The 24811-nt window shown below is 40.0% G+C and carries 21 protein-coding genes, 1 other RNA gene, 1 pseudogene and 1 other annotated feature; of the genes and pseudogenes, 21 read left to right on the plus strand and 2 right to left on the minus strand.

The genetic code is table 11. The features are described from left to right. Nucleotides 1-86 precede the first annotated feature (86 nt). From AWM68_RS07725 to yajC, 9 genes are all read left to right on the plus strand, one after another. Nucleotides 87-1751, plus strand: coding sequence for a LysM peptidoglycan-binding domain-containing protein (locus AWM68_RS07725; RefSeq protein ID WP_066239533.1), 1665 nt, complete (start codon nt 87-89; stop codon nt 1749-1751). Further along, the gene (locus tag AWM68_RS07730) at nt 1744-2730 is read left to right on the plus strand and encodes a phosphotransferase (protein ID WP_066239535.1); all 987 of its coding nucleotides are present in this window, start codon (nt 1744-1746) and stop codon (nt 2728-2730) included. The genes AWM68_RS07725 and AWM68_RS07730 overlap by 8 nt, the downstream gene beginning before the upstream one ends. Nucleotides 2731-2804: 74 nt before the next feature. Then, the gene (locus AWM68_RS07735; protein WP_066239538.1) at nt 2805-3392 is read left to right on the plus strand and encodes a YhcN/YlaJ family sporulation lipoprotein; all 588 of its coding nucleotides are present in this window, start codon (nt 2805-2807) and stop codon (nt 3390-3392) included. A 308-nt stretch (nt 3393-3700) separates the two neighbouring features. Further along, the gene (gene ruvA / locus AWM68_RS07740) at nt 3701-4294 is read left to right on the plus strand and encodes a Holliday junction branch migration protein RuvA (RefSeq protein ID WP_066239541.1); all 594 of its coding nucleotides are present in this window, start codon (nt 3701-3703) and stop codon (nt 4292-4294) included. A gap of 14 nt (nt 4295-4308) precedes the next feature. Further along, entirely contained in the window at nt 4309-5310 is a 1002-nt protein-coding gene (gene ruvB, locus AWM68_RS07745) for a Holliday junction branch migration DNA helicase RuvB (protein ID WP_066239543.1), read from the plus strand. Continuing rightward, a complete protein-coding gene (locus AWM68_RS07750; protein ID WP_066239545.1) occupies nt 5307-5498 on the plus strand; it encodes a DUF2905 domain-containing protein in 192 nt (63 codons plus the stop codon). The genes ruvB and AWM68_RS07750 overlap by 4 nt, the downstream gene beginning before the upstream one ends. An 18-nt stretch (nt 5499-5516) precedes the next feature. Continuing rightward, entirely contained in the window at nt 5517-6545 is a 1029-nt protein-coding gene (queA, locus tag AWM68_RS07755) for a tRNA preQ1(34) S-adenosylmethionine ribosyltransferase-isomerase QueA (protein WP_066239550.1), read from the plus strand. A gap of 18 nt (nt 6546-6563) precedes the next feature. Further along, on the plus strand, nt 6564-7706 hold the full coding sequence (gene tgt, locus AWM68_RS07760) for a tRNA guanosine(34) transglycosylase Tgt (RefSeq protein WP_066239605.1): 1143 nt from the start codon (nt 6564-6566) through the stop codon (nt 7704-7706). Nucleotides 7707-7968: 262 nt separating this feature from the next. After that, nucleotides 7969-8238, plus strand: a complete 270-nt coding sequence (gene yajC, locus AWM68_RS07765) for a preprotein translocase subunit YajC (protein WP_066239553.1) — start codon at nt 7969-7971, stop codon at nt 8236-8238. Between the two features lie 31 nt (nt 8239-8269). On the opposite strand, the gene AWM68_RS07770 is transcribed toward yajC, so the two are convergent. Continuing rightward, nucleotides 8270-8659, minus strand: a complete 390-nt coding sequence (locus tag AWM68_RS07770) for a TIGR04086 family membrane protein (protein WP_231868395.1) — start codon at nt 8657-8659, stop codon at nt 8270-8272. A gap of 197 nt (nt 8660-8856) precedes the next feature. Between AWM68_RS07770 and AWM68_RS07775 the strand changes: the two genes are divergently transcribed. Beyond that, complete coding sequence (locus AWM68_RS07775) at nt 8857-9516, plus strand: DUF421 domain-containing protein (RefSeq protein WP_066239556.1); 660 nt, start codon at nt 8857-8859, stop codon at nt 9514-9516. A gap of 18 nt (nt 9517-9534) precedes the next feature. Here AWM68_RS07775 and spoVB read toward each other — a convergent pair whose 3' ends face one another. After that, complete coding sequence (gene spoVB / locus AWM68_RS07780) at nt 9535-11085, minus strand: stage V sporulation protein B (RefSeq protein WP_066239558.1); 1551 nt, start codon at nt 11083-11085, stop codon at nt 9535-9537. A gap of 95 nt (nt 11086-11180) precedes the next feature. On the opposite strand from spoVB, the gene AWM68_RS07785 reads away from it, so the two are divergent. The 11 genes and pseudogenes from AWM68_RS07785 to AWM68_RS07830 all read left to right on the plus strand — a co-directional run bounded on the left by AWM68_RS07785 (nt 11181) and on the right by AWM68_RS07830 (nt 24665). Continuing rightward, a complete protein-coding gene (locus tag AWM68_RS07785; protein ID WP_066239561.1) occupies nt 11181-11429 on the plus strand; it encodes a post-transcriptional regulator in 249 nt (82 codons plus the stop codon). Between the two features lie 161 nt (nt 11430-11590). Further along, nucleotides 11591-13802: pseudogene (gene secDF / locus AWM68_RS07790) on the plus strand (protein translocase subunit SecDF). Nucleotides 13803-13876: 74 nt separating this feature from the next. Beyond that, nucleotides 13877-16228 (plus strand): single-stranded-DNA-specific exonuclease RecJ, encoded by a 2352-nt coding sequence (gene recJ / locus AWM68_RS07795; RefSeq protein ID WP_066239564.1) that lies wholly within the window; start codon nt 13877-13879, stop codon nt 16226-16228. Between the two features lie 20 nt (nt 16229-16248). After that, the gene (locus AWM68_RS07800; protein ID WP_066239566.1) at nt 16249-16761 is read left to right on the plus strand and encodes an adenine phosphoribosyltransferase; all 513 of its coding nucleotides are present in this window, start codon (nt 16249-16251) and stop codon (nt 16759-16761) included. A gap of 233 nt (nt 16762-16994) precedes the next feature. Further along, a complete protein-coding gene (locus tag AWM68_RS07805) occupies nt 16995-19178 on the plus strand; it encodes a RelA/SpoT family protein (protein WP_066239570.1) in 2184 nt (727 codons plus the stop codon). Nucleotides 19179-19199: 21 nt separating this feature from the next. Continuing rightward, entirely contained in the window at nt 19200-19643 is a 444-nt protein-coding gene (gene dtd, locus AWM68_RS07810) for a D-aminoacyl-tRNA deacylase (RefSeq protein WP_066239572.1), read from the plus strand. Nucleotides 19644-19707: 64 nt separating this feature from the next. Next, entirely contained in the window at nt 19708-19881 is a 174-nt protein-coding gene (locus AWM68_RS21700) for a hypothetical protein (protein WP_197468144.1), read from the plus strand. A gap of 44 nt (nt 19882-19925) precedes the next feature. Further along, nucleotides 19926-20154: a binding site (T-box leader), on the plus strand. Between the two features lie 298 nt (nt 20155-20452). Continuing rightward, the gene (gene hisS, locus AWM68_RS07815; protein WP_066239575.1) at nt 20453-21721 is read left to right on the plus strand and encodes a histidine--tRNA ligase; all 1269 of its coding nucleotides are present in this window, start codon (nt 20453-20455) and stop codon (nt 21719-21721) included. A 14-nt stretch (nt 21722-21735) separates the two neighbouring features. Next, nucleotides 21736-23514, plus strand: a complete 1779-nt coding sequence (gene aspS, locus AWM68_RS07820; RefSeq protein WP_066239578.1) for an aspartate--tRNA ligase — start codon at nt 21736-21738, stop codon at nt 23512-23514. Nucleotides 23515-23605: 91 nt separating this feature from the next. Further along, nucleotides 23606-23786: non-coding RNA, 6S RNA (ssrS, locus tag AWM68_RS07825), on the plus strand. A 111-nt stretch (nt 23787-23897) separates the two neighbouring features. Further along, nucleotides 23898-24665: a tRNA threonylcarbamoyladenosine dehydratase gene (locus AWM68_RS07830; RefSeq protein WP_066239581.1), complete on the plus strand. Its 768-nt coding sequence runs from the start codon at nt 23898-23900 to the stop codon at nt 24663-24665. The last annotated feature ends 146 nt before the right edge of the window (nt 24666-24811 follow it).

Here is a 24811-nt window from a genome sequence, read left to right on the forward strand (position 1 = left end):
GGAATAATAACACTTCATTAAGATGTAGCAATATGCCCAAATGTTCATATACTGTAAGGAAATTTGGCAGGAGGGAGTTTTGCAGCGTGAGAATTCACATTGTGCAAAAAGGGGACACACTTGACAAAATAGCTGAAAAATATGATGTTCCAGTTCATGACTTAAGAAAAGCAAATCCTGGTTTCTCTAAAACAGATGTAATCGAGCGGGGTGAAAAGATTAAGATCCCAATCAAGATGCCAGGAATGAAAAAAGAGCAGCCTATAGTACCTGTAAAAGAAAAACCGATTGCACCTATACAGGAGGCTCCAAAACCAGCACCTGTTAAGCCAGCGCCTATGAAACCAGCGCCTATAAAACAAGAAATGAAGCCAGCTCCAATGAAACCGGCCCCAATGAAGCCAGCGCCTATGAAACCAGCACCGACTAAGATGGACAAAAAAGACGTGCCAATGAAAAAAGATGTTGCACCGATAAAAAAAGATGTACCAATGAAAAAAGATGTTGCACCGATAAAAAAAGATGTACCAATGAAAAAAGATGTTGAACCGATGAAAAAAGATACTCCTATTCAAAAAGATATTCCTATCCTAAAAGATACACCGATGAAATCGCCTATGAAGCAACCGATGGCGCCTCTGCATGACAAAGATTTTGCTGGGATGATGGAGTCATCAAACTTAGGCCATTATGTTCCAATGGGGTATCCTAATCAGCAGCCAAACATGGCTAATCAACCAAATATGGCAAACCAACCAAACATGCCAAACATTGCAAACATGCCAAACATATCGAATCAGCCCAATATGGCTAACCAGCCTAATGTTGCAAGTAAACATGGCTTGTATCCAGGAAAAGATGGTTATGCACCTAACAAACATCCATTCTTAATGGAAGAGTCTTCAGGTATGATGCAGAATATGTATGGCTCTATGCCACCGATGTTTCCTAAGCCGCAATCGTATTCGCAGATGCCTCAAGGGTACGGTATGATGCCTCCTCAAGGATTTAGTGGTATGCCGCAACTTTACGGTGGAGGTTACCCACAAGGTGGCCAACAAGCAGGTGTTGGGATGCAGCAAAGTGGTTCTATGCCATTCGGTGAATTTCCTGATTCCGAAATGGATCAAATGCCAGCAGGAGAATATACACCTGGTGGTCAACAAGGCTTTCAACAACCGGGTGATATGGGTATGATGCCAATGGGAATGTCAGGCATGCCGCAAATGGGTCAGATGGGCATGATGCCACAAGGCGGAGGGTCAGGAATACCACAGATGGGCCAAATGGGTGCAATGCCGATGGGAATGCCAGGAATGCCACAAATGGGCCAAATGGGTACAATGCCAATGGGCATGTCAGGAATGCCACAGATGGGCCAGATGGGTGCAATGCCGATGGGGATGCCAGGGATGCCACAAATGGGTCAAATGGGTGCAATGCCGATGGGAATGCCAGGAATGCCACAGATGGGCCAGATGGGTGCAATGCCGATGGGAATGCCAGGAATGCCGCAGATGGGCCAGATGGGTGCAATGCCGATGGGAATGCCAGGGATGCCGCAAATGGGCCAGATGGGTATGATGCCACAGGGCGTAGGAATGGGTCAGATGGGCATGATGCCGCAGGGTGTAGGAATGCCTCAGATGCCACAGAGTCAGGGAATGTATAACATGCCTGATCCGTATTCACAAGCTCAATCCCGTGAACTTCAGGAAGATTATTCGGAAGAAACGGAAGACGATGAATAGGGATGGTAGGGACGATTTCCAAGGAGATCGTCTTTTTCTTAAAAAGATGAAAGAGATGGGCATTGAAATTCTTGATTATGGATTTTTTCGTGATAATGTAATCTGGATTGAATCGAAACAAGGAAAGTATGTTTTAAAGGGTTTCAGCCGGATGGAAACGTGTAAAAAACAATTGAAGCTGTCCAAACTTTATCATGGTCAAAAACCAAGAATTATGGGGACATATACCGCTTATCCTAATCAAAAGAAGACAATGGAGTTTGGAGAATATATTTGGGCCATTATGCCTTTTTATAAAGGAGAAGGTCTTCATTTTGGCAATCCATCTGATGTACGTGCAGGAATGGATGCAATTAGTCGTTTTCATTCTTTTTCAAAAAACATTCCTTCATCTACTTATGATCAGTTGTCGTCCTATTCACTTTATAAAAAGTGGAGCGATAGGTTTGATACATTTAAATATCATGCTCGTTCTGCAAAATGGAGTCATCAAATGCAGCCTTTGATATCTGACATCGTAATGTGGGGAAATTGGAGCCTCAAGAATTTCGATCATGATGCTGTAGAAGTGCTTGAGAAAAAAGCCCATAAAAGAAAAGAAATCACGCATGGTGATGTAGCGCCGCATAATTTTGTTATCAATAAAGAAAAATCCAAGGAAGCCTACTTGATTGACTTTGATTTGTTTGCAGCAGTCCCTCAAGCTTTTGACTGGCTGCAATACGCCAATCGAATATTACCGTTTTGGTACTGGTCTTATGCAAAAATGGAAGAAATGGGTAATGAAGATTTTTTGAAAATGTTTACAAAAAAATGGTTTGTTAGTTGTTTAGTCTTTCCAACGGATCTTTACAGGGAATGGAATAGAGCCTTGAAATATGAAGATCAAGGTATGATTGAGGATGTTACAAGATTTACTTTGCGTGACTATTCCCACAGAAAAAAATTTGTTGAAAAGATTATAAATAAAATGAATTAAAATGACATCCTACATTTAACAGGATTATTTAGAGCCTTCTCTTGCCAAGCTAATGGTGAAAGGAGGTTTTTCCATTGAAGGTATTAATAAAGACACTTACCGTAACAATTCTTGCTGGTGGTCTTGTTGGCTGTAACGGTGTAAATGAATCACAGGACAGGAATGACAACGACACTCGCCCAATTGGATATTATTCAAATGAGGGAGATAATCGTGGTGATCTTGACCGTGGTAGTGGATTTATTTCTGATATGGCTGACCGAGATGTAAATGATCATACCTCAACTTATCATGAAGATTATGATGGTAAGCTCGCTGAACGTATTGCCAATAAAGTAAACGACATCCGGGGTGTAGACGATGCTCACGTTATTCTTGAGGATAACAACGTCATTGTAGGAGTAGACACGGATGAGAACAAAAAGGAAGAACTGACTAAAAAAGTTAGGGAAACCACTGCTGATTTGGCACCAAATCGTGATGTGAAGGTTGTTTCTGATCAAAAAATGGTGAACCGCATTGAGAATGTTGATAATGATTTGCGTGATGGCCGTGCTTACACGGAAGTGGAATCAGATGTACGCGGAATCAGTAAAGACATCGTAAATGCAGGAAGCGATCTTGGAAATGCAATAAAACGTCCTTTCGAAAATAACCGCTAGCTAGTAAGGAACTGCCAAAAGTTTATTCAACTTTTGAGCAGTTCTTTTTTGTTGAATTGAGAATTATAAGTTATTTTCAGCCTAAATTAAGCGTTTTCTCAGGTGAATTAAGCGATTATTTGGTGGATTGAGTCGATGATTGAAAAATAAAGGCGATTTGACAAAAACCGACTTATTCAAGAATTGCTGTTCAACCACAATGGTCACACAATGTAATCAAATTCACTTTTTATAAGGAATTAGGGGGTGTGCTATGTTACAATGGGGATAGAAACATACGCTCGGTTTAGCGTTAGGGAGAGAAAAAGTTGATTGAAAATATTTCTGGAAATGTTGATTACATAACAGCAGAATATATGGTATTGAATAATAACGGGATCGGTTATAAAGTGCTATGTCCAAACCCATTTATCTATAAGCTAAACGAACAAAGAACAGTTTATACGTATCAATACGTGCGTGAAGATATTCTTGCATTATACGGTTTTAAAAATCGAAAAGAGCGGGACCTGTTTTTAAAGCTGTTAAATGTATCAGGTATTGGTCCAAAAGGAGCACTTGCGATTGTAGCGTTTGGGCAGCCTGAACAAGTGGTGAATGCCATTGAACAGGAAGATGAAAAATTCTTAACGAAATTCCCTGGTGTAGGAAAGAAAACAGCACGCCAAATGATTCTTGATCTAAAAGGCAAGCTGTCTATCTTTGCTGATGTTGAAATTACAGAAGGTCTTTTTGCAGAAGTTGAAACAGCTGGTGATGAACTTGATGAAGCGCTCGAAGCACTCGCTGTTTTAGGATATGGAAGAAAAGAAATTCAAAAGATCCTTCCCTCTTTAAAGAAAGAAAAGATGTCTGCTAATGAATATGTAAAAGTAGCATTAAAGAAGTTAATGAATGCATAAGGACGTGAGGATGTATGGAAGAGAGGATTGTTTCTTCAGAGGAACGCCAAGATGAAGCAAACATTGAGTTAAGCCTGCGCCCTGAACTGTTAGATGAGTATATTGGCCAAACTTCCGTTAAAGATAATTTGCGAATATTTATTAAAGCTGCAAAGCTCCGAAATGAACCGCTTGATCATGTTTTGCTGTATGGGCCGCCTGGTCTAGGTAAAACAACGTTAGCTTCCATTATTGCAAATGAGATGGAAGTTAACTTGAGGACAACCAGTGGTCCTGCGATTGAACGACCAGGAGATTTAGCTGCTATTCTAACTTCATTAGAACCTGGTGATGTGTTATTTATAGACGAGATACATAGGCTTTCACGTGCCATTGAAGAGATATTATATTCGGCAATGGAAGACTTTTGCTTAGACATTGTTATTGGAAAAGGTGAGGTGGCAAGGTCTGTGCGGCTGGATCTGCCTCCTTTTACGCTTATCGGAGCGACTACAAGAGCAGGATCTTTATCTGCACCGCTTAGAGATCGATTTGGAGTGCTCGCAAGGCTTGAATATTATAAACCAGAGGAACTCAGTGAGATTGTAAGGCGAACTGGTGATGTGTTTGGAGTAACGGTTGATGATTTATCAGCTGAGGAAATAGCGAGAAGATCAAGAGGAACACCGAGGATCGCAAATCGGCTATTAAGGCGTGTTCGAGATTTTGTACAAGTGGAGGGCAAAGATACCATAACTCTGCCCATCTGCCAAAAAGCCCTTGAACTTCTGCAAGTAGACCGTTTAGGTTTGGACCATATTGACCATAAATTATTACTAGGGATCATTCACACGTATAAGGGCGGTCCTGTCGGGCTAGAAACCATTTCGGCTACAATAGGGGAAGAGTCCATGACGATTGAAGATGTATACGAACCGTATCTTCTGCAGATTGGTTTCCTACAACGTACACCTCGTGGACGGATGGTAACAGAACAAGCTTATCATTATTTTGGACTGGAGGCGTCCACAGAGTGAATCGGCTCTTAATCATTGCAGGAATCGTCCTGATTATTATAGGATTAGTAGGTACGTATATTGGCAAACTTCCTGGTGATATGGTTTGGAAAAAAGGAAACACCACTGTTTATTTTCCGATCATGACTTCCATTATCATCAGTGTTGTTCTTTCTTTGATCTTTATGATCATCGGTCGATTTAAATAGAAAGCAGGAATACATTACATGAACGTAAATGATTTTGATTTCCATCTACCTGAAGAACTAATCGCTCAGACACCTCTAGAGAACAGAACTTCTTCTAGGCTGATGGTGTTAGATAGATCTCAAGAAAAAATTGAACACAAACATTTTTATGATTTAAAGCAATCCTTAAAAAAAGGAGATTGCCTTGTCTTAAATGACACACGTGTTCTCCCAGCAAGACTTTTTGGACAAAAGTCAGATACTGGAGCAAAAGTGGAAGTACTTCTTTTAAAGGAAGAAGGAAACGACACGTGGGAAACATTGGTCAAACCAGCGAAGCGGATAAAACCTGGTACGGAAATCACATTTGGAGACGGACGTTTAAAAGCGGTTTGTACGGAAGAGAGCGACCATGGAGGCAGGAAGTTACAGTTTCTCTATACAGGGATTTTCTATGAACTTCTTGATGACCTTGGGCAGATGCCGCTCCCTCCTTATATTAAGGAGCAGCTTGAAGAGAAAGACCGCTATCAAACGGTTTATGCTGTGCATCAAGGATCAGCAGCTGCACCAACAGCTGGGTTGCATTTTACAACTGAGATGATTGAAGATATTAAAGCGATGGGTGTACATGTTACATTCATAACACTTCATGTTGGATTAGGCACGTTTCGACCTGTTAGTGTAGAAAATATTCTTGAACATGACATGCATGCAGAATTTTATCAGATTACAAAAGGGACAGCTGAACTGCTGAATGAAGTTAAAGCTTCTGGCGGAAGAATCATTACCGTTGGAACTACGAGTACTCGGACACTTGAAACAGTAGCAAACAAATTCGATGGAGAATTTAAGGAAGACTCAGGTTGGACAGATATCTTTATTTATCCGGGATATACGTTTAAAGCGATCGATGGTCTGATCACAAATTTTCATTTGCCCAAATCAACGTTAATCATGTTGGTGAGCGCATTCGCAACGAAAGATTTCGTTTTAAGAGCATATCATGAAGCCGTTGAAGAAAAGTATCGTTTTTTCAGTTTCGGTGATGCGATGCTTATACTTTAAGGGGGATATATTCTAGTGATGAAACCAGCAGTAACTTATGAACTAATAAAAACGTGTAAACAGTCAGGAGCGAGACTCGGAAAAGTCCATACCCCGCATGGTTCGTTTGAGACTCCTATCTTTATGCCTGTTGGTACGTTAGCTACAGTAAAAACGATGAGCCCTGAAGAATTAAAAGAGCTCGGTGCAGAGATTATCCTCAGCAATACGTATCACCTTTGGCTAAGACCTGGTCATGATATCGTAAAAGAAGCAGGTGGCCTGCATAAATTTATGAATTGGGATCGTCCGATTCTTACAGACTCAGGAGGATTCCAAGTTTTTTCTTTAAGTGATCTTAGAGAAATTAAGGAAGAAGGCGTTCACTTTAGAAATCACCTTAGTGGTGAAAAGCTTTTCTTAAGTCCTGAAGGAGCGATGGAGATTCAAAACGCACTAGGCTCTGATATTATGATGGCTTTTGATGAGTGTCCGCCATATCCAGCTGAATATGAGTATATGAAGGCATCTGTAGAGCGTACGAGCAGATGGGCTGAGCGTTGCTTAAAAGGACATGCTAGACCTCAGGATCAAGCTCTGTTCGGTATCGTTCAAGGCGGAGAGTACGAAGAGCTGAGAAAGCAAAGTGCTAAAGATCTTGTATCACTTGATTTTCCTGGTTATGCGGTTGGAGGTCTCTCTGTAGGAGAACCAAAAGATGTCATGAACCGAGTTCTAGATTTTACAACTCCGCATCTTCCGGAAAATAAACCTCGTTATCTAATGGGTGTTGGATCTCCAGATTCACTCATTGACGGCGCCATTCGAGGAATCGATATGTTTGATTGTGTTTTGCCAACTCGTATCGCAAGAAATGGCACATGTATGACAAGCGAAGGAAGACTAGTGGTCCGAAACGCAAAGTACGCACGTGATTTCCGTCCAATAGATGAAAAGTGTGATTGCCATGTATGCCGAACGTATTCAAGAGCGTATATTCGTCATCTTGTAAAAGCAAACGAAACTTTCGGATTCAGATTAACAAGTTACCACAATCTCTATTTTTTGGTAAACTTAATGAAGCAGGTAAGGCAAGCCATCATGGAAGACAGGCTTCTTGATTTTAGAAACGAGTTTTTCGAAATGTACGGCTTCAACAAGCCGAACGCGCGTAATTTTTAAAAAAGGTTTCGAAAGCAATCCGATTTCAGTCATATTTCACTTGGCATAAACTTTAGCTCATTTTCTTCATTGAAAAGTTGATTGGAGCGTAAGGTGGCGAGACTCCTACGGGACGAGCGGTCAGGTGGAGACTCCTAATGGCGCAGAGCGGCAGGAGGCTCACCGCACGCCCCGTGGAAAGCGAGCCGGCTGGAGCGGAAATCAACTACTTTAAAAAAGCTTACGAAAACAGTCTTTAACTTACAGAAAGGGGTGAATAAGTATGGGAAATCTTGGAGGAATATTACCGATTATTTTAATGTTTGCTATTTTTTATTTTCTGTTGATCAGACCGCAGCAAAAAAGACAAAAAGCGGTTCGAGAAATGCAGTCTAATCTAAAAAAAGGCGACAAAGTAGTAACGATTGGTGGATTGCACGGCACGCTGGACAGCATTGATGACAACGTTGCCGTTATTCGTTCGAATGATGGTGCAAAGCTAACATTTGACCGCAATGCGATTCGCGAAGTAAAAGAAGAAGCAGCTTTATAGCAAAAAAATAAGACCCGTTATGTAACGGGTCTTATTTATATGTTTGTTTATGACTGCTTAAGTTCACGCCCATTATCCCACCGATCATCGCTAAAAGAAGAAAAAGGCCGTGATACATATACTGAGAAGAGTTGAACGTACTTTGATAGCCTAAATACTGAATAAGAAATACCAGGAAAGAGAACAGGATACTTGTACCACCGCCCAAAAGCCAGCCTTTACTTTGCCCCTTTTTTCCCGAAATCAGCCCGCCAATAAATAATGATAAAAAAGATAACCCAATAGTGACCCATTTGAGTGATGCTTCTGTTACACCGGTAAATCGTAAAATTAATGAAAGCACCAAACTGCATAGCATAATCATAAGAAGAACTGCTATCAATCCCCGTCCCATAGAAGAAACCATATGTTTAATCCCCATCTTTTGATCCTCCTTAATCCTACAAGCTTTCTTTATACTTTATTCAGCCCATTTCAGAATTAGAAGTACAAGCAAGGTATTTTCGCTTTCGTTCCCCTTTCTTTGTTATTGGCAAAACCTTCGTATCATGTTTTTTCATTTCTGTGCCACACTAACAAATGGAATGTGTTGAGAAAGATAATGGAAGGAGGGGGATCATGGAGCTTTATACGATTATATTTAGAACGCTTTTTATATATTTTTTAATCATGGTTATCTTTCGTATGATGGGTAAACGCGAGATGGGAAAATTGTCCATAATTGATTTTGTTGTCTCTATTATGATTGCTGAGTTAGCGGTTATTTCCATTGAAGATCCAAAAATTCCAATGATAAATTCCCTTGTATCCATTTTTGTATTGCTTGGCATACAGCTCTTGTTAGCGTTAATCTCTTTGAAGAGCAGAAGAATGAGAGAGATTGTTGACGGAAAACCTTCTTTAATCATTCGAGAAGGTGAAGTAGATGAAGATGAGATGAAAAAACAACGATATAATTTTGATGATCTTCTTACACAATTAAGAGAGAACAACATAAAAAGTTTAAATGAAGTTGAATTTGGCATTTTAGAAACTACAGGAAAACTATCTGTTATTAAGAAAAACGAAGATTCAAACAGGACACCTTTTCAAATGATCTTACCACTTATATTGGACGGGAAAATCTTAGAGGACAATTTAGAAAAAATGGATAAGACTTCTTTTTGGCTGAGACAAGAACTGAAAAAAGTCGGTTTTAAAGATATTAAATCGATTTCCTTCTGCACACTTAACGATGATGGCTCACTCTATGTTGACGAAATGAATAATAAAAAATAAAACAGCCGAGCGGCTGTTTTATACCCATCTTTTTATGAATGGTATATGTTTTAAATCTTCTTTTCCAAAAAGTTTAAAGAAGATCAATGTGAATAGATAAAGGCAGCATGTGGCAGTCACACATAGGATAAGACCTTGGAGGGGTGGGAATTGAGGCATCATAAACCTGTATAGGTAAACAGCTCCACCGCCTGTAACGATTATAGCGAGTAAACAAAATACAAAATCTTTCACGACGATCGTATAGCTGATGGCTTTAATAACTGTTGCAAAATGAAGCAATGTTACCACAACAATACTAATCACTATTGCAAGTGCTGCTCCCATTATTCCAAATTCTGGTCGTGTAGCAAGTGCAAAAATAGCTGTTAATTTAACTAATGCTCCAATAAGACTATTGATCATCGCAGAACGTGCCAAGTCCAAGGCTTGAAGTACGGCTTGCAGTGGTCCTTGGAAATAGAGAAAAAAGAAAAAAGGAGTCATGATTTTTACATAGGATGCAGAAGCAGGTGAATTATACATTAAGTCCATGATGGGGACCGCAAATACATACATAACAACTGCCGCGATACCACCTGAAAGCATAGAGAGTTTCAACGCTTGGTTTAGCCGATGCTCGATAAGATGGTATTTTTTTTGTGCGTTCGCTTCACTTATAGCAGGGACCAAAGACACAGAAAGCGAATAGGTAATGAAAGTTGGCAAAAACAACAAAGGAATAACATAGCCTGCAAGTTCCCCATACTGTGCTGTTGCTATGGTTGTGGTAATTCCGGCGAGTGCTAAGCTTTTAGCAACAACAATAGGTTCAAAAAAGTACGAAACCGACCCGATCAATTGACTTCCTGTTGTAGGGAGTGCGATATTCAATAGGTCTTTCAATGTTTCATGTCCTTTTTTTAACTGCTTGAAGAAGCCTTTGCGTATGCGCATTTTCTTTTTGACTTTAAACATGGAAAACATGTATAACAATGATGCCAGTTCACCGATGATTACGGAAATCATCGCTCCAGCTGCTGCAAATTCTACACCATACGGTAGAAAAAGACCGGTTAATAAAGCAACAAGCGCAATCCTGACCACCTGCTCGATCACTTGTGAATATGCGGAAGGTCTCATGTTCTGCAGTCCTTGGAAGTATCCTCTCAATACGGAGGATACAGCGATTACTGGAACAACAGGAGCAATCGCGAGCAACGGCCATATCGTTCTTTTGTCTGTGAAAAAGTACTGAGCTAATAGTGGTGCTGCAATAAACAAAGCGATTGTGATCACGATGCTGAGAACACCCGTGATGGCGAGCGATACGATTAAGATTTTCTTCACTTTCGATCTATCGCCTGTAGCATCTGCTTCTGCTACAAGCTTTGAGATAGCGATCGGAAGGCCTAACCTTGTCAGTGTGACAGCTAATAAAAACGTTGGAACTGCCATCATATAAAGTCCAACACCTTCAGGTCCCATAACGCGTGCCATTACAATTCGGTTAACGAAGCCGAGTATGCGAGTTACAAGCCCAGCTAATATAAGCAGGATCGTTCCTTGTACAAGTGTTTGTTTTGTCATCTTAACCTGTCCTTTCTTGGACAATCTCATATATCACTATATGCATGATGTGTGAATGGTCATGACAGCTTGTTTCATATTGAAAGGAGAGAAGAATGGTGGAGGATACTCATTTTACTCATTGGAAAAAAGAATTAAAGCCAGCCGTACAAAGCAAAAAGGAAGAATTTCACTATTTGGGGTACGAAAGTGTAACAGATGAGGAAATATGGGAATGCGTACAGGCAAGATTAAAGAAAAAAAAAATAGAGCCTCGTTTACACGCTTTAGTCGATCAAATTTTAGCACTTTCACTAAATGATTTTATGACATGGCTAACGATTCAATCTTATAAAGAAGGATAAACAAAGTGAAGCAGATGCTTCACTTTGTTTATGTTTTATTTATGAATATTTCTAAGACAAATTGACAGAAAAAAACAACAATCGCTATAATGGGAAGGATTAGTATTCGTACTTATACATAGTGTTGTCTATTTGGTGCAGCATGAAGGAGGTTTCTTAAAGTGGTAAAGAGAAGTAAGATCGTCATCTTTTTTGTCGTGCTTACAATGGTTGCCGCACTTATTGGGCTTACGACAGAAAAGATCGTAAAAGGAACGAAGCTTGGACTTGATCTTCAAGGCGGTTTTGAAGTGCTCTATGAAGTGAAGCCAGTTAAAAAGGGTCAAAAAATAACACAAGAAACGTTAAAAAGTACGGTTGAAGCGCTTAACAGCCGTATCAATGTGTTAGGTGTTTCTGAACCTGACATTCAGATTGAAGGCAACAATCGTATCCGTGTTCAGCTTGCCGGAGTATCTGATCAAAACAAAGCACGTGAGCTTTTATCAACACAAGCAGAATTAACGTTTCGCGATGTGAATGACAAAGTGCTGCTTGATGGTTCGGATTTAAAGGGAAATGCAGCAAAACAATCATTTACACAACAATCAAACAAACCGATCGTTACGCTTGAACTTAAAGATGCTAATAAGTTTAAACAAGTTACTGAACAGATCGTGAATATGCCTGCTGGAGAAAATCTTCTAGTCATTTGGTTAGATTTTGAAAAAGGTGATTCGTTTAAGAAAGAACAGGAGAAAGAGTTAGCAGGTAAGGAGCCAAAATACATTTCTGCTCCTGCTGTAAATCAAGTTCTTTCTCAAAGCGATGTTATGATTGAGGGTGCTTTCTCTGTTGAAGAAGCACAAAGTCTTGCAAGTATCCTTAATGCAGGTGCATTGCCAGTTAAACTTGACGAAGTATATTCCACGTCTGTTGGAGCGAAATTTGGAGAAAAAGCATTAAATGAAACGGTTCTAGCAGGTTTTATTGGTATTGCGGCGATCTTCTTATTCATGCTGATCTTCTATCGCGTTCCAGGAATAATCGCTGTATTAACATTGACGATCTACATCTACTTGATTCTGGCTATATTCTACTTGATGAATGGCGTGCTGACGCTTCCGGGTATAGCAGCGCTGATCCTGGGTGTGGGTATGGCAGTTGATGCCAACATTATCACATATGAACGAATTAAAGAGGAATTAAGAAGCGGGAAATCTGTTCTAAGTGCATTTAAAGCGGGTAACCGCAGATCATTTACTACAATCTTTGATGCAAACGTTACAACCATCCTTGCAGCAGCTGTTTTATTCGCTTATGGGACAAGCTCTGTTAAAGGGTTTGCATTAGTTCTAATCATTTCGGTACTGGCAAGCTTTATCACAGCTGTTTTTGGTACAAGACTTTTCCTTGGACTATGGGTTCAGTCTCGTGTGATGGATAAGAAGCCAGGGTTGTTTGGTGTAAAGGAGAGTGACATCCGTGAGCTTTAATTACGACTTTGTAAAAAACAGAAACCTCTACTTTATCATCTCTGCTATCCTGACGGTTGTTGGACTTGTATTCTTGCTTACAATCGGTTTAAAGCTGGGAATTGATTTTGATAGCGGATCACGAGTAAACATTCAGGCGACTGAAACATTAACAAATGAAGGTGTTGAAGAAGAGTTTAAAACACTTGGCCTTGAACCTGAATCTGTGGTGCTCGCTGGAAATAACGATCAAGCGAATGTTGCTTTCAAGGGTGCATTGACAAAAGACGAAGTAGCGAAAATTAATACCCATTTTGAAGAAAAATATGGGGAAACACCAAGTATTAGTACGGTTACACCTACTGTAGGCCGTGAGCTTGCTCAAAATGCCTTTTATGCTGTATTAATTGCTTCTATCGGTATCATTATCTATGTAGCGTTCCGTTTTGAGTGGTCTATGGCTGTTGCGTCAGTTGTTGCATTGCTACATGATGCATTTATGATCATCGCGATTTTCAGCATCTTTAGAATAGAAGTTGATTTGCCGTTCATCGCAGCTGTTTTGACCATTGTTGGTTATTCCATCAATGATACGATTGTTACCTTTGACCGAATTCGTGAAAATATGAAACTTGAAAAAGTAAGAACGCAAGAAAAGCTGGCTGAAATCGTTAATAGAAGTATTCACGAGACGTTAGGACGTTCCATCAATACTGTACTAACGGTTATTATCGCAGCTGTTGCTCTTTTAATCTTTGGAGCAGATTCAATCAGAAACTTCTCTATCGCATTGTTAATCGGTCTTACATTCGGTGCTTACTCATCTATCTTTATCGCCTCTCAGTTGTGGTACGTTATGAAATCACGACAAATGAAATCGAAAAAGACACGATCTTTGGAAGCAGAACCAGAAATCTAAAGAACAAATTTCATTCATAAATTGTCACCTCTAATCCTGTTTTGTATAATGAATAGGTTAAGAGGTGATTTTTTATGCTGAAACCTAGAACAAGGTGGGAAATCCAAGAACCCTCGGAAGAAAAGGCGAAATGGCTATCCCAGGAATTAGACGTACCTCCCCTTATTGCAAATCTGCTAATTGTAAGAGGGATTGAGACTATAGAAGAAGCACAAGCATTTTTAAAAATAGATACGAATCAGTTTCATAACCCTTTTTTGATGGATGGCATGAAAGAAAGTGTTGAACGGATACATAAAGCGATAGAATCTGAAGAAAAAATATTAATTTTTGGAGACTATGATGCAGACGGTGTCAGCAGTACTACTGTTATGTATTATGCGCTGAAAGAATTGGGCGCACAGTTTGATTATTACATCCCAAATCGATTCACAGAAGGTTACGGACCTAATGAGCCCGCTCTCAGAAAAGCAAAAGAAGATGGATATTCCCTTGTAGTAACTGTTGATACGGGAATTTCTGCTGTTCATGAGGCAGCTGTTGCAAAAGAGATCGGACTCGATTTTATCATTACCGATCATCATGAAGCACCGCCTGTATTACCAGACGCTTATAGCATCATCAACCCTAAAAAACCAGGCTGCACATATCCTTTTTCAGGACTCGCAGGGGTAGGGGTTGCTTTTAAAGTAGCACACGCGCTGCACGGAAAACCTCTCTTACACTTGCTTGATTTTGCGTGTATAGGAACAATAGCCGACCTCGTTCCTCTCGTTGATGAAAATAGAGTGATCGCCAAACTTGGAATCGAAGCACTCTCAAAAACAGATAAGATCGGTTTGCAAGAGCTTTTAAAAGTAGCTGGACTTTATGAAAAAGAACTTTCCGCGGAAGATGTAGGATTTGCGATAGGACCGAGAGTAAACGCAGCAGGCAGACTTGGTTCAGCTATGCCAGTTGTGGAGCTGTTTACCTCAAACGACCGTGAAGAATCTGCCATGCTGTCAGAAGAGATCGACTCAGTAAACAAAGAGCGTCAAGCGATCGTTAACGAAATCACGAAAGAAGCAATCGCGATGGTAGAGGAGCGTTTCCCGCCTGAGGAAAATGAAGTACTAGTACTTGCAAAAGAGGGTTGGAACCCTGGGGTAATCGGAATTGTTGCATCCCGTTTAGTAGAAAAATTTTATCGGCCAACAATCGTGCTTTGCTTAGATCCGGAGAAGGAAACGGCTAAAGGTTCGGCTAGAAGCATAAAAGGGTTCGATATGTTTGAGAACCTTTCAGAATCTAGAGATATCCTTCCCCATTTCGGAGGTCATCCAATGGCAGCAGGAATGACATTGTCGATGCATGATGTGGACGAGCTAAGAAACAGGCTTATAAAGCAAGCTAAGAATTGTTTGAAGCCAGAAGACTATCTTCCCGTTACTTCTATTGACCTTAGTGCTGCTCTAGATGAGGTTTCACTTGAAACTGTTGAGATGCTGAGTGCTCTAGCTCCTTTTGGTGTAGGAAACCCATCACCTCGTGTATTGATCGAAGAAGTGCCTATACGAGAGATGAAAAAGATTGGCAGCCAGTCGAATCACCTAAAATTACAAGTAGGAAACGGCGAGATGTCTGTATTGGACTGTATCGGTTTTCAAAAAGGAAGTTTGCTTGAAGAGATGACGCCCTATTCGCTGCTTTCATTAGTGGGTCAAATTCAGCTTAACGAATGGAACGGATATCGAAAACCTCAACTGCTTCTTGAGGATCTCTCTGTAAATCATTTTCAGCTTTTCGACTACCGCGGCCTAAAAGACGCTGTCAAGAGGTTGCTGGGTCTGCCATATTCCAAAACGTGTTTTATTGCGTTTGAAAAAGATACATTAAATCTTGCTGGACTTGAGGGATTGAAAGAACACGTGATCGGACAAGATGAGCTATTTGCACTTCCGAAAGATTATTTTAAAGATAAATATTTAGTGTTCCTAGATGTTCCTTCCTCTCTTGCTTCGTTTTCTGAATGGCTGGAAACAATCGGAGAACCTGCTCGTATTTATGCGGTGTTTCATCAGAACACAGAACATTTTTTCACTACGCTGCCAACAAGAGAACACTTTAAATGGTTTTATGGATTTTTAGCAAAACGAAAAACGTTTAATGTTCGTAAAGATGGAGCGGAACTCGCGAAATGGAAGGGATGGTCAAAAGAAACAATAGATTTCATGTCAAAGGTGTTTTTTGAGCTGGATTTTGTTACAATAGACGATGGTGTTATTTTCATTAATAAAGAACCTAGCAAAAGAGAATTAGAAAGTTCTGAAACGTATCAGAGAAAGTTTGAACAAGCAGATATTGAGAATCAGCTCGTTTATTCTTCTTATCATTCTTTAAAAAGCTGGTTTACAGAACAAACACGGCCAAAAGCCAGTTTGTAATTTTCAGGAGGCACAAATTCATGGATTATAAGCCGTTTATTTCAGTAGTAGAAAATTTTCCAATTGAAGGCATTCGTTTTAAAGATATCACTTCACTAATGTCTGATGGTGCAGTATATAAACAAGCAATGGATGATATTGCTGTGTACGCTAAAGAAAAACAGGTTGATGTTATTGTTGGACCTGAAGCACGTGGATTTATCGTAGGATGTCCTGTAGCTTACACTCTTGGACTAGGATTCGTCCCGGTTCGTAAAGAAGGAAAACTTCCTCGTGAAGTGATCAAAGTTGATTACGGGCTTGAATATGGTAAAGATGTTTTAACAATGCATAAAGATGCAATCAAACCAGGACAAAGAGTTTTGATTACAGATGATTTACTTGCTACAGGCGGAACAATTGAAGCAACGATTAAACTTGTTGAAGAACTTGGCGGAGTGGTTGTCGGAATCGCATTCATGATCGAGCTTACTTATCTAGATGGTCGTAAGAAGCTTTCAGGTTATGATATCTTCACTTTAACTCAATACTAAAAAGATGAGAGAGTTCCTTTTAAAGGGGCTCTTTTTTAGATTCTCTTCTAAAAGGTTGTTATTTTTGGCTGTTTTCGTAAACTTTGTAGTTTTATGTTTACAACAACAACCTTTTTTTACAATCCTGTCACAAAAACTGCCCATTCATTCGACAAATTTCGTTTTTCGCTTTACATGAGGGTTCAATTTAACGATAATAGAAGCAATATACAATGACAACGTAAGGTGATTCCATGACGATTGAGCAAGTATTGCAAAAAGCGGAAAGCTATCTGTCTAAAGACGATATTGGCTTTATTACGAAAGCCTATGAATACGCAAAAAGTGCACATGAGGGACAATTCCGTAAATCAGGAGAGCCCTATATTCATCATCCTGTTGAAGTGGCAGCTATCCTTGTAAACCTGCAAATGGATCCTGTAACTGTAGCTGCAGGGTTTCTTCACGATGTAGTTGAAGATACTTCTATTTCTCTAAAGGATATATCCAACCAGTTTAATGAAGAAGTGGCCATGCTTGTTGACGGTGTTACAAAACTGAAAAAGATCAAGTTCAAGTCTAAAGAGGAACAGCAGGCTGAGAATCACCGCAAGATGTTTGTTGCGATGGCACAAGATATCAGATGTATTCTGATTAAGCTTGCTGACCGTCTTCACAACATGCGTACACTGAAACATATGCCAAAAGAAAAGCAGATACAAAAAGCAAATGAAACGCTGGAAATCTTCGCGCCGCTTGCCCATCGTCTTGGGATTTCAACTATTAAGTGGGAGCTAGAAGATGTATCTTTAAGGTATTTAAATCCACAGCAATACTACAGAATCGTTAACTTAATGCAGCAAAAACGCGCTGAACGGGAAGAGTATGTTCATCAAGTAATGGATGAAATGAAGAGCAAGCTCACAGAAGTTAACATTCAGGTGGATATTTCTGGAAGACCTAAGCATATATACAGCATTTATCGGAAAATGGCTAAACAAGGCAAGCAGTTTAACGAGATCTATGACCTGCTTGCCGTTCGAATTATCGTTCAAAATATTAAAGATTGCTATGCTGCATTAGGGATTATCCACACTGCCTATAAACCTATGCCAGGACGCTTTAAGGATTACATTGCGATGCCTAAAGCAAATATGTACCAGTCTCTTCATACGACCGTTATCGGACCAAAAGGAGATCCGCTCGAAGTCCAGATCAGAACTGCAGATATGCACCGTGTAGCGGAATACGGGATCGCTGCACACTGGGCTTACAAAGAAGGTGCTGCAAAAGCACCTGTTAGTACGTTTGAAAATAAACTGACGTGGTTCCGTGAAATTCTTGAATGGCAAAATGATGTTGTAGATGCTGAAGAATTTATGGAATCTTTAAAAGTCGACCTTTTCTCTGATATGGTGTTTGTCTTCACGCCTAAAGGAGATGTTTATGAACTGCCTTCAGGTTCAGTTCCGATTGACTTTGCCTACCGTATCCATACGGAAATTGGCAACAGGTGTATCGGAGCTAAGGTGAACGGGAAGATGGTCACATTAGATTATCGTTTAAAAACTGGAGATATCATAGAGATTTTAACGAGCAAACATTCTTATGGACCAAGCCAAGATTGGCTGAAGATCACTCAAAGCTCTCATGCAAAAAATAAAATCCGACAATGGTTTAAGCGTGAAAGAAGAGAAGAGAACGTTGCAAAAGGGAAAGAGCTCGTCGAAAAAGAGATTAAGAATCGAGGTTACGAGCTTAAAGACATTTTCACAACTGAAAACCTTCAATATGTCGCTCAAAAGTATAATTTTGCAGGCGAGGAAGACATGTATGCAGCAGTCGGCTATAACGGTATAACAGCGGCTCAAATCGCTACACGACTAACAGATAAGGTGCGTCGTAAAAAAGAGCAAGATCCTGACAATTCGGATCTCCTTGATGCGATTAGGGATTCTGCTGATAAGCCTGAGCCCAAAAAACGAACAGATTCTGGTATTGTCGTAAAAGGCATTGATAATATGCTTATTCGTTTATCGAAGTGCTGTAATCCAGTACCTGGAGATGACATTGTAGGGTATATTACAAAAGGCCGCGGTGTTTCTGTTCACCGGGAAGACTGTGTGAATGTTCATAATGAAGATGCTCAAGTACGTCTATTGCCTGTTGAGTGGGAAGGTAACTTGGAACAGCCAAAAAATTACAATGTGGATATTGAAATTAACGGCTTTGACCGTCGTGGTCTTCTTAATGAGGTTCTGCATGCAGTTGCAGAAACAAAGACAAACATTACAGCAGTCAGCGGTAAATCAGATCGAAATAAAATGGCAACAATCAGCATGTCCATTTCAATCCATAATGTTAGTCATCTGCAAAAAGTTGTAGAGCGAATTAAACGGATTCCTGATATATATGCTGTAAGACGGCTGATGCAATAGGCGTAAGGGAAGTGATTAATAGTGAAGGTTGTATTGCAGCGCGCTAAACATGCAGAGGTTACTGTTGATTCTGAAGTGAAAGGTACAATCGACAGCGGGCTTATGCTATTAGTTGGTGTTACACATGATGATACAGAGAAAGACGCTGATTATTTAGCAGAAAAAATCGTAAATCTTCGTATCTTTGAAGATGAAAATGAAAAGATGAACTTGTCACTGAAAGATATCGGCGGCAGCATTCTGTCTATTTCTCAATTTACTCTGTACGGTGATACGAAAAAAGGAAGACGGCCGAATTTCATGGAAGCCGCAAAACCTGATCATGCGATTACCATGTATGAGTATTTTAACAACAAGCTCAAGAATTTAGGTGTTCATGTTGAGACAGGTGTTTTTGGTGCAATGATGGATGTAACGTTTACGAATGATGGCCCTGTAACCTTGATTTTGGACTCAAAAATGTAAATACAAATGAATGAAACCTTCGCCTTGTTGGAAAGACTAAATCAAAAAAGGCGGAGGGTTTTTAATGAGGCAGAACCGAAAAGGTATTGAAGGGGTTCCTGTTTGGAAGAATTTAAGTTTTCATGACTTTCTTTCACTCGAAAAATCATCGAACAACATGGAGCTCGCAGAAGAGTTTGGATTAAACTTGTATCAAGTCAATCAATTAAGGAAAAAAATAAAACGCGAAAACTATTGACATCATACCCTAATGAAAAGTATGATAGTCTACAATTCCAAAATGTAAAACTGATGACGAAGAAAAGTACCTTTACCCCACAGGGTTAGAGAGGAAATACCACGGCTGGAAGTATTTCTCCCTGATGATAGAGCGAAAGACACTTCATAGGTTTTAATTCGAACGGTTATTTTAAACCTCAGTAGAGTTACACGTGGGCAATCGTTACTTGCAAAATGAGGAAGCTATTTAGCTTCGAAGCAGGGTGGCACCGCGGGAAATCCCGTCCCTTATGAAATGACAGATTTCATAAGGGACGGGATTTTTTTATTTGGTTGTTTTCTAACATATTGTGCCTTAAAGGCATTGTGTTCGAGTCTCATACTTGAACAGTTGGTTGGAGCGCAAGGTGTGAGACTCCTGCGGGACGAGTGGGACAGGTGAGACTCCTAACAGCGCATAGCGCTAGGAGGCTCACCGCACACCCCGCAAAAAGCGAGCACCTAGAGCGGAAATCAACCACTTTCATAAGAGCAACAAAGTACACGAAAACTGTTTTTGATTTTAACAAAAAACGGGAGGATGAAAGAAAATGAGTATTAATATTCCAAGGGGAACGAAAGATATACTCCCAGGAGAAGTAGAAAAGTGGCAGCTGATTGAACAAAAAGCGAAAGAAGTATCAGCGCGTTTTAACTATAAAGAGATCCGCACACCGATCTTTGAACATACAGACCTGTTCCAGCGAGGTGTAGGTGACTCAACAGATATCGTACAAAAAGAAATGTACACATTCAATGATCGCGGTGACCGCAGTTTAACTCTTCGTCCAGAAGGAACAGCGCCTGTAACTCGATCCTACGTAGAAAATAAAATGTTCGGTCTTGCAGGGCAGCCAGTAAAGTTATTTTACATCCAGCCTATGTTCCGTTATGAAAGACCACAAGCAGGGCGTTATCGTCAATTTGTACAGTTTGGTATTGAAGCAATGGGTTCAGCAGATCCTGCCATTGATGCAGAAGTAATCTCACTTGCGATGACGGTATATAGAGAGCTTGGTTTGAAAAAGCTTCGTCTCGTGTTAAATACATTAGGAGATGCTGAAAGCCGCAAGTCTCATAAAGAAGCATTGATCGCACATTTTGAACCGAGAATTGATGAATTCTGTTCAGATTGTCAGAACCGATTATTGAAAAATCCACTTCGAATTCTAGATTGTAAAAAAGACCGTGATCACGAACTTATGAAGAATGCTCCTTCAATCTTGGAATATTTAAACGAAGAGTCGAAAACGTACTTTGAAGACGTGAAGTCAAGCTTAGAAGCAATGAACATTGAGTATGTGATCGACCCAACGCTAGTTAGAGGATTAGATTACTACAACCACACTGCGTTTGAAATCATGAGTGAAGCAGACGGCTTTGGCGCAATTACAACACTAAGCGGCGGCGGCAGATACAATGGTCTAGTTGAAGACTTAGGCGGTCCTGCTACTCCTAGTATCGGTTTTGCGATGAGCTTAGAACGGCTTTTGTTAGCACTTGAAGCAGAAGGCGTAACGCTAAAAACAAAAGAAGAACTTGACTGTTATGTTGTTGCACTTGGTGATGAAGCAAAACAAAAATCCGTATCGATTTTAAGTCAGCTTCGTCAGAATGGCATTAAGAGTGACAAAGATTACTTAGATAAAAAGATGAAAGCACAATTTAAAGCTGCTGACCGATTGATGGCAAAATATGTTGCTATATTGGGTGAAGAAGAGCTTTCAAAAGGAATCATAAAGGTTAAAAATATGGATTCTGGCGATCAACAAGAAGTAGTGATCGAAGAATTGAGCACATTTATTAAGCAAGGGAAATAAGGAGGACACATCACATGGAATATCGCACACATCAATGCGGAAAGATTACGGAACAATTTATCGGTGAAAAGGTAACGATCACTGGATGGGTACAAAAAAGACGAGACTTAGGCGGATTGATCTTCATTGATCTTCGTGACCGTTCTGGAGTTGTACAGATCGTCTTTTCGCCTGAAGTATCAGCAGAAGCACTAGAAACAGCTGAGAAAGTAAGAAGTGAGTATGTTCTTACTGTAACTGGAAATGTCATTGAACGTGATCCGAGTACTGTAAACCCTGTTATGGCTACAGGTAAGGTCGAAATTTCTGGTGAAGATATTAAAATATTGAACAGCGCAAAAACACCTCCGTTCTCTATTAGTGAAGATATGGAAATTACAGAAGACGTTCGTTTGAAATACCGTTACCTAGACTTGCGTCGTCCTGTTATGCAAGAAACAATGAAGATGAGACATGAGGTAACACGCTATATCCGCAACTTCCTTGAGAATGATGAATTTATGGAGATGGAAACACCGATGCTTACGAAGAGCACACCAGAAGGAGCTCGTGATTACCTTGTACCGAGTCGTGTGCACCCAGGAGAGTTTTATGCTCTTCCCCAATCTCCACAATTATTTAAGCAGCTTTTAATGGTTTCTGGTTTTGAGAAATACTATCAAATTGTTCGTTGTTTTAGAGATGAGGACCTCCGTGCAGACCGTCAGCCGGAATTCACACAAGTCGATATCGAAACTTCTTTTATGGGTCAGGAACCACTCTTATCTATGATGGAAGAGATGATGACTGGTTTATTGGAAAAAGTAAAAGGTGTTGAGATTCCAAAGCCATTCCCAAGAATGACTTACAAAGAAGCGATGGACCGCTATGGTTCAGATAAACCCGACACTCGTTTTGGTCTAGAACTTACTAATGTATCCGAAATTGTGAAGAATTCAGGTTTTAAAGTATTTGCTGCAGCAGTTGAGAACGGCGGACAAGTTAAAGCGATCAACGTTAAAGGAAATGCAGCAAGCTATTCTAGGAAAGATATCGATGGACTTACTGAATTTACAGCACGATACGGAGCAAAAGGTCTAGCTTGGATGAAAGTTGAGGCAGAAGGCTTAAAAGGACCGATCTCCAAATTCTTTAACGAAGAAGATGCAGCAAACCTTACACGTGCACTTCAAGCAGAAGAAGGAGATTTGCTATTATTCGTAGCAGATAAGCCTTCAGTAGTAGCAGACAGCTTAGGGGCTCTTAGACAAAAATTAGGAAAAGATCTCGATCTGATTGATCAATCCAAATTCAATTTCTTATGGGTCGTCGATTTCCCTCTTGTGGAGTACGATGAAGATGCAAATCGCTACGTTGCTCTTCACCATCCATTTACAATGCCAAAGACAGAAGATCTTCATCTAATGGATTCTAATCCGGCTGAAGTAAGGGCTCAAGCGTATGATTTAGTTCTGAACGGATATGAGCTAGGCGGCGGATCACAGCGTATCTACCAGCGAGATATTCAAGAAAAAATGTTTAAAACATTAGGGTTCACTGAGGAAGCGGCACGTGAAGAGTTTGGGTTCCTTTTAGAAGCATTTGAGTATGGAACACCTCCGCATGGCGGAATTGCTCTAGGACTGGATCGTATGGTAATGCTTTTAGCTGGCAGAACCAACTTAAGAGATACGATTGCATTTCCAAAAACGGCTTCAGCTTCATGCTTGTTGACAAACGCACCATCCCAGGTGAATGAAAAGCAATTAGATGAACTGCACCTTTCTGTTAAAGTAAAGCAAGAGAGTAAGTAAACGAATATTTAGAAAAATACGAATTGTTTTTTACGGAGACACATTTTGTCTTGTATTTGATATCTTCGTATGATAGTATGAATTTAAGCGATGGGTCCTATGATGACCGTTAACAACCCGAAAGTTTTGAGCCAACATTAAGTACTAGGGAGTTTGTGTTTTCTCACAGCGTCCATGCCCTGAGAGATAGGGGACGGACAAAATGCGAAACAGGGCACCCACCTGCGAGAGCAGGTTCAAAACTAAGGGAAGACGGCATTTTTGGGGCTCATTTTTTTGTGCAAAAAACCAAGTAAGCATATTGATTTTGTTTTCAAAAGTGGATATGCTGATAAAGATGCATTTTCTTTATTTTGTGCACGCTGAAAGGAGATTTCTTTAGTATGCTTTATCAATTTTCAAGAAATGAACTTGCGATCGGAAAAGATGGAATCAACGTTCTGAAAAACTCAACTGTTGCTGTGCTGGGAATTGGCGGGGTAGGTTCTTTTTCAGCCGAAGCTCTTGCGCGTTCAGGAGTTGGCCGTTTGATCCTTATCGATAAAGATGACGTCGATATCACAAATGTGAATCGTCAAATACATGCTCTAGTAACAACTGTTGGACAACCAAAAGTGGATTTAATGAAAGAAAGAATCGCACTGATTAATCCTGATTGTGAAGTTATTGCTCTTAAGATGTTCTATACGGAAGAAACGTATGAACAGATTTTTGAATATGGACTGGATTTTGTAGTTGATGCATCTGATACGATCTCCTATAAAATACATCTCATGAAGGAATGCTTGAACCGCAACATTCCAATCATCTCAAGTATGGGTGTGGCGAATAAACTAGATCCGACGCGCCTTCAAATTGTAGACATTTCTAAAACAAGCTATGACCCAATTGCAAAGGTTATCCGTCAGCGTCTAAGAAAAGAAGGAATTACAAAAGGTATACCGGTTGTTTTCTCAGATGAGAAACCAGTACAAATTCGTGAAGAAATCCGCAAAGAGATTGTACCTGAGAACGCTCCTGGCATTCGTAAAGCTAAAATGCCGCCTTCTTCCAACGCATTTGTTCCATCCGTATCAGGACTGTATATGGCGGGATATGTCATTAATAAGATCATTGAGAAAAACAATATAAAGATTGAAAGAATTAGATAAATAATGAGAGGAAAGGTTCTGGCTGAGATAAGTCAGTGCCTTTTTTATACCTTTTGAATGATTCTAGTTATTCTTGTTCATTTAACAAGGACATAGCTAGAAAAGTGTTTTTGTGTAATGCACACGTCAGCTTTATTTACGAGGTA

This window comes from Fictibacillus phosphorivorans, from assembly GCF_001619875.1.
Classification (GTDB): domain Bacteria; phylum Bacillota; class Bacilli; order Bacillales; family Fictibacillaceae; genus Fictibacillus; species Fictibacillus phosphorivorans_B.